Source organism: Gordonia sp. (in: high G+C Gram-positive bacteria), from assembly GCF_049299075.1.
Lineage (GTDB): Bacteria > Actinomycetota > Actinomycetes > Mycobacteriales > Mycobacteriaceae > Gordonia.
Genome location: NZ_JBAQWU010000412.1, coordinates 1 through 4839 on the forward strand (window position 1 = coordinate 1; position 4839 = coordinate 4839).

5 protein-coding genes are annotated in these 4839 nt (G+C 67.6%); 4 read left to right on the forward strand and 1 reads right to left on the reverse strand.

What is annotated here, in order from left to right; translation table 11 throughout:
* Positions 1 to 715: helix-turn-helix domain-containing protein (locus WAW85_RS13185; protein ID WP_422560061.1), on the reverse strand; the 715-nt coding region annotated here is incomplete at its 3' end.
* Positions 716 to 833: 118 nt separating this feature from the next.
* On the opposite strand from WAW85_RS13185, the gene prpD reads away from it, so the two are divergent.
* From prpD to WAW85_RS13205, 4 genes are all read left to right on the forward strand, one after another.
* Entirely contained in the window at positions 834 to 2336 is a 1503-nt protein-coding gene (prpD, locus tag WAW85_RS13190; RefSeq protein WP_422560062.1) for a 2-methylcitrate dehydratase PrpD, read from the forward strand.
* On the forward strand, positions 2336 to 3250 hold the full coding sequence (gene prpB / locus WAW85_RS13195) for a methylisocitrate lyase (RefSeq protein ID WP_422560063.1): 915 nt from the start codon (positions 2336 to 2338) through the stop codon (positions 3248 to 3250). Before prpD ends, prpB begins: the two co-directional genes overlap by 1 nt.
* On the forward strand, positions 3247 to 4362 hold the full coding sequence (locus WAW85_RS13200) for a bifunctional 2-methylcitrate synthase/citrate synthase (protein ID WP_422560064.1): 1116 nt from the start codon (positions 3247 to 3249) through the stop codon (positions 4360 to 4362). The genes prpB and WAW85_RS13200 overlap by 4 nt, the downstream gene beginning before the upstream one ends.
* Before the next feature lie 111 nt (positions 4363 to 4473).
* On the forward strand, positions 4474 to 4839 hold a 366-nt coding region (locus WAW85_RS13205), incomplete at its 3' end, for a biotin carboxylase N-terminal domain-containing protein (protein ID WP_422560065.1).

Consider the following 4839-nt stretch of genomic DNA (forward strand, 5'->3'; position numbering starts at 1 on the left):
GTTGGGTGGCGAGCTGAAAGGCGCGCTGCCCGGGGCTTAGTCGTCGGGCCAGGAAGACCGTGGCGGACTCGCTGTCGTAGCGACGTTTCGGGATGGCGCTGGCGGCCTCACCCGGCGCCGCAGTGGAGATCTGGACGCGAATGCCGTAGTCGTTCTCCAGGACCCGCGCGAGCTGAAGGTCCAGGCCACCGATGCGCAGTCCGGCATCGGTGAACAGCGCCTCAGCTGCCGCGTCGAGCTCGGGGATGTGATTGCGGCGATCGTAGAAGTAGTCGCGCACCTGCTCGAAGGGTGTGCCGGCAGCGAGGTCGTCGGAGGTGGGCGGTCCGGTCAACCGTCCGCGGTAGCCCTCGAGTTCGCCGGTGGCGGCGGCCAACCGTCGGTGCAGTGCCACCAGGGTGTGTCCGACGTCGGGCATCCGCGCGACCAACTCGGTGATCTCATCCGGGGCCGGTGCGGCCTCACTGTGCGCGAGGAAGACATCGGCCAGATCGGCGGTGAGCCGGGCGTCGCTGTCGGCGGCGAAGAAGTCGGGGGCGAGATCGAACTCGCGGGTCAGCCGCAGCAGCACCGGGACGGTCACCGGGCGGGTGTCGTTTTCCAGCTGATTGACGTAGCTGGTGGACAGTTCGAGGCGACGGGCGAGGGCGGCCTGGGAGATTCCGCGCTGGGCGCGTAGCCGCCGCAACCGTGCACCCACGAACGTCTTCGCCATGGTCGAAGTATAGGCGCCGCCATGTTCGCAATGTTTGCAAACTAGCACCGGAAAGTTTGCAGAAATATGCATTTGCCAGGTCTTTCCAGCGATCAGTTCCGATGCGTACGGTGCAAACATGATCAATCACGAGGTGTACACGCGTCGCAGTTCCGAGGTCTTCCCGAAGGAAGACCACCTGGCCTACAAGATCGCCCAGATCGCCGTCGATCCGGTCGAGGTGCCCGCGGAGACGGCCGAGATGATCATCAATCGGATCATCGACAACGCCGCTGTCAGCGCGGCGTCGGTGGCCCGCCGCCCGGTCACCAGCGCCCGCCGGCAGGCGCAGACCCGTCCGCTGACCGGCGGATCGAGTGTCTTCGGTATCGACGGCGCGTACGCACCGGAGTGGGCCGCCTGGGCCAACGGCGTCGCGGTCCGCGAACTCGACTTCCATGACACCTTCCTGGCCGCCGAGTACAGCCACCCGGGCGACAACATCCCGGCGCTGGTGGCCGTCGGCCAGCGGGTCGGCGCCAGTGGCCGTGACCTGATTCGCGGCCTGGCTACCGCCTACGAAGTGCAGGTGGATCTGGTGCGCGGGATCTGCCTGCATGAGCACAAGATCGACCACGTCGCCCACCTCGGCCCGTCCGTTGCGGCCGGCCTGGGCACCATGCTCGGTCTGGAAATCGACACCATCTACCAGGCAGTGGGGCAGGCGCTGCACCTGACGACGGCCACCCGCCAGTCCCGCAAGGGCGAAATCTCCAGCTGGAAGGCCTACGCTCCGGCGCTGGCCGGCAAGGTGGCCGTGGAAGCGGTCGACCGCGCCATGCGCGGCGAGGGTGCCCCATCACCGATCTGGGAAGGTGAGGACGGGGTGATCGCGTGGCTGCTCGGCGGACCCGACGCCCGATACACCGTGCCGCTGCCCGGGCCGGGCGAAGCCAAGCGCGGCATCCTGGACACCTACACCAAGGAGCATTCGGCCGAATACCAGAGCCAGGCGCCGATCGACCTGGCCCGCCGCATGCGCGAGCGGGTCGGCGACACCGCTGAGGTGGAGTCGATTGTGCTGCACACCAGCCACCACACCCACTACGTCATCGGCACCGGCTCGGGCGATCCGCAGAAGTTCGACCCGAATGCCAGCCGCGAGACCCTCGATCACTCGGTGATGTACATCTTTGCCGTCGCCTTGCAGGACGGGGAGTGGGACCACGAGCGGTCGTACGCACCCGAGCGCGCCCGCCGCGCCGACACCGTCGAACTGTGGAAGAAGATCTCCACCGTCGAAGATCCGGAATGGACGCGGCGCTACCACTCGGCCGACCCGAACGAGAAGGCCTTCGGCGCCCGTGCGGTGATCACCCTGCGCAACGGCGAGGTGATCGAAGACGAGCTGGCCGTGGCCGACGCCCACCCGCTAGGCGCCCGGCCGTTTGCCCGCGAGCAATACCTGGGCAAGTTCGCGCGGATGGCCGACGGCGTGGTCGATCCGGCCGAACAGGCCCGATTCGTCGCGGCCGCCACACAGGTCGCCACCGCCCCGGCCGGTGGGCTCGGCGGTCTCAATGTGCGCGTGCTCGACAGCGTGCTGGCGTCGGCACCGGCCACCGGGGAGGGCATCCTCTGATGGCACTCTTCTCGTCCGGCGTCACCGATGCCGATAAGCGCACGACGCTGCGGGCTGGGCTCGCCTCCGGAGAGTTGCAGCGCTGGCCGGGGGCGTTCTCGCCGCTGGTCGCCAAGATCGTCGCCGACGCGGGCTTCGACGGCGTCTACGTTTCCGGTGCGGCGCTGTCGGCGGACCTCGGCCTGCCCGATATCGGGCTGACCACCCTCACCGAAGTTGCCGCCCGGGGCGGGGCGATCGCCCGCGCCAGCGATCTGCCGACCCTGATCGACGCCGACACCGGCTTCGGGGAACCGATGAGTGCGGCGCGCACCATCACCGCGCTGGAGGACGCCGGTCTGGCCGGCTGCCACCTGGAGGACCAGGTCAATCCGAAACGCTGCGGTCACCTCGACGGCAAAGAGGTGGTGCCGGTCGAGGAGATGATCCGCAGGCTGGCGGCCGCCGTCAGTGCCCGGCGCGATGAGAACTTCGTGATCTGTGCGCGCACCGATGCCCGCGGCGTCCTGGGCCTCGAGGCCGCGATCGAGCGGGCCAAAGCCTATGCCGACGCGGGGGCGGACCTGATCTTCACCGAGGCGCTGGCCGACCTCGACGAGTTCAAACGTTTCCGCGACGCCGTCGACACGCCGCTGCTGGCGAATATGACCGAGTTCGGCAAATCGGAGCTGTTCACCGCCGACCAGCTGGCGGCCATCGGCTACAACGTGGTGATCTACCCGGTCACCACGCTGCGGCTGGCGATGGGCGCCGTCGAACGCGGGCTCGCACAGATCGCTGAGGAGGGCACCGCGGCCGGACTGCTCGACGAGATGCAGCATCGCGCCCGGCTCTATGAATTCCTCCAGTACGCCGACTACAACAACTTCGATTCACGCATCTTCACCTATTCCCAACCGGGGGAGCAGTCATGACCGAACAGCAGATATTCAAGGGCCTGGCCGGCGTCGTGGTCGACACGACCGCGGTTTCCAAGGTGGTCCCGGAGACCAACAGCCTCACCTACCGCGGTTACGACGCCGCCGAGCTGGCAACCACGAAGACCTTCGAAGAAGTGGCCTACCTGCTCTGGCACGGTGAACTGCCGACACCGGCGCAGCTGGCGCTGTTCAGCCAGCGCGAGCGTGCCAACCGGCGGCTCAACCGGTCGGCGCAGGCGGTGCTGGCGCGGATCCCCGAGACCTGCCATCCGATGGACGTGATGCGCACGATGGTCAGCTTCCTCGGCAGTGAAGACCCGACCGAGGACGTCCCCACCGTGGAGGCCAACCTGGATAAGGCGCTGCGGCTGCTGTCCGTGCTGCCCACCATCGTCGCCGCCGACTTCCGTCGTCGCCGGGGGCTGGCGCCGATCGACCCGCACCACGGACTGGGCTACGCGGAGAACTTCCTGAACATGTGCTTCGGTGAGGTCCCCGCCGACGTCGTCGTCGATGCCTTCAGTCAATCGATGGTGCTCTACGCCGAACACAGCTTCAATGCCTCGACCTTTGCCGCCCGGGTGGTCACCTCCACGCAATCAGATCTCTACAGCGCGGTGACCGCGGCGATCGGTGCGCTCAAGGGCTCGCTGCACGGCGGCGCCAACGAGGCCGTCATGCACGACATGATCGAGATCGACGTTCCGGAGAACGCTCGAGACTGGTTGAACGCCCGGCTCGATGCCAAAGAGAAGGTGATGGGCTTCGGCCATCGCGTCTACAAGAACGGCGACTCGCGCGTGCCGACCATGTACGACGCCCTGGTCCGGGTCTCGCAGGAACTCGGTGAGACCCAGTGGCTGGACATCTACCGCGAGCTGGCCGCCGCCATGGATGCGCGCACCGGGATCAAGCCGAACCTGGACTTTCCGACCGGGCCCGCCTACTACCTGATGGGCTTCGACATTCCCATGTTCACCCCGCTGTTCGTGATGAGTCGGATCGCCGGGTGGGCGGCGCACATCGTCGAACAGACTCGATCCAATGCGCTGATCCGGCCGCTCTCGGCGTACGACGGGGTGGCCCAGCGGTCGATTCCGGCCTGATCGGAACAAACGCGCCCACGAGAGTGGGCGGCGCAACATGATGGAAGACACGGACCCCCGGTGCGGCCGGACGGTGCCACCGCACCTTGAGATCAGATGAGGCAACCGAAAATGTTCAGCAAAGTCCTGGTAGCCAACCGCGGCGAGATCGCGGTCCGTGCCTTTCGCGCCGCCTACGAGCTGGGGGCGGCGACCGTCGCGGTGTACCCGGTCGAAGACCGCAACTGCGTGCACCGCGGCAAAGCCGATCAGTCCTACCAGATCGGGGTGCCGGGTAAACCGGTTCAGGCGTACCTGTCGGTCGAGGAACTGCTCGGCGCGGCACAGCGCAGCGGCGCCGACGCGATCTACCCGGGCTACGGCTTCGCGTCGGAGAATCCGGAGCTGGCTGCGGCGTGCGCCGCGGCGGGCATCGCCTTCGTCGGGCCGAGCGCGCGAGTGCTGGAACTGACGGGTGACAAGAAGGCGTCGGTGCAG

Coding starts and splice junctions, on each gene's coding strand:
- prpD (WP_422560062.1), top strand. CDS start 834: ATGATCAATCACGAGGTGTACACGCGTCGCAGTTCCGAGGTCTTCCCG.
- prpB (WP_422560063.1), top strand. CDS start 2,336: ATGGCACTCTTCTCGTCCGGCGTCACCGATGCCGATAAGCGCACGACG.
- WAW85_RS13200 (WP_422560064.1), top strand. CDS start 3,247: ATGACCGAACAGCAGATATTCAAGGGCCTGGCCGGCGTCGTGGTCGAC.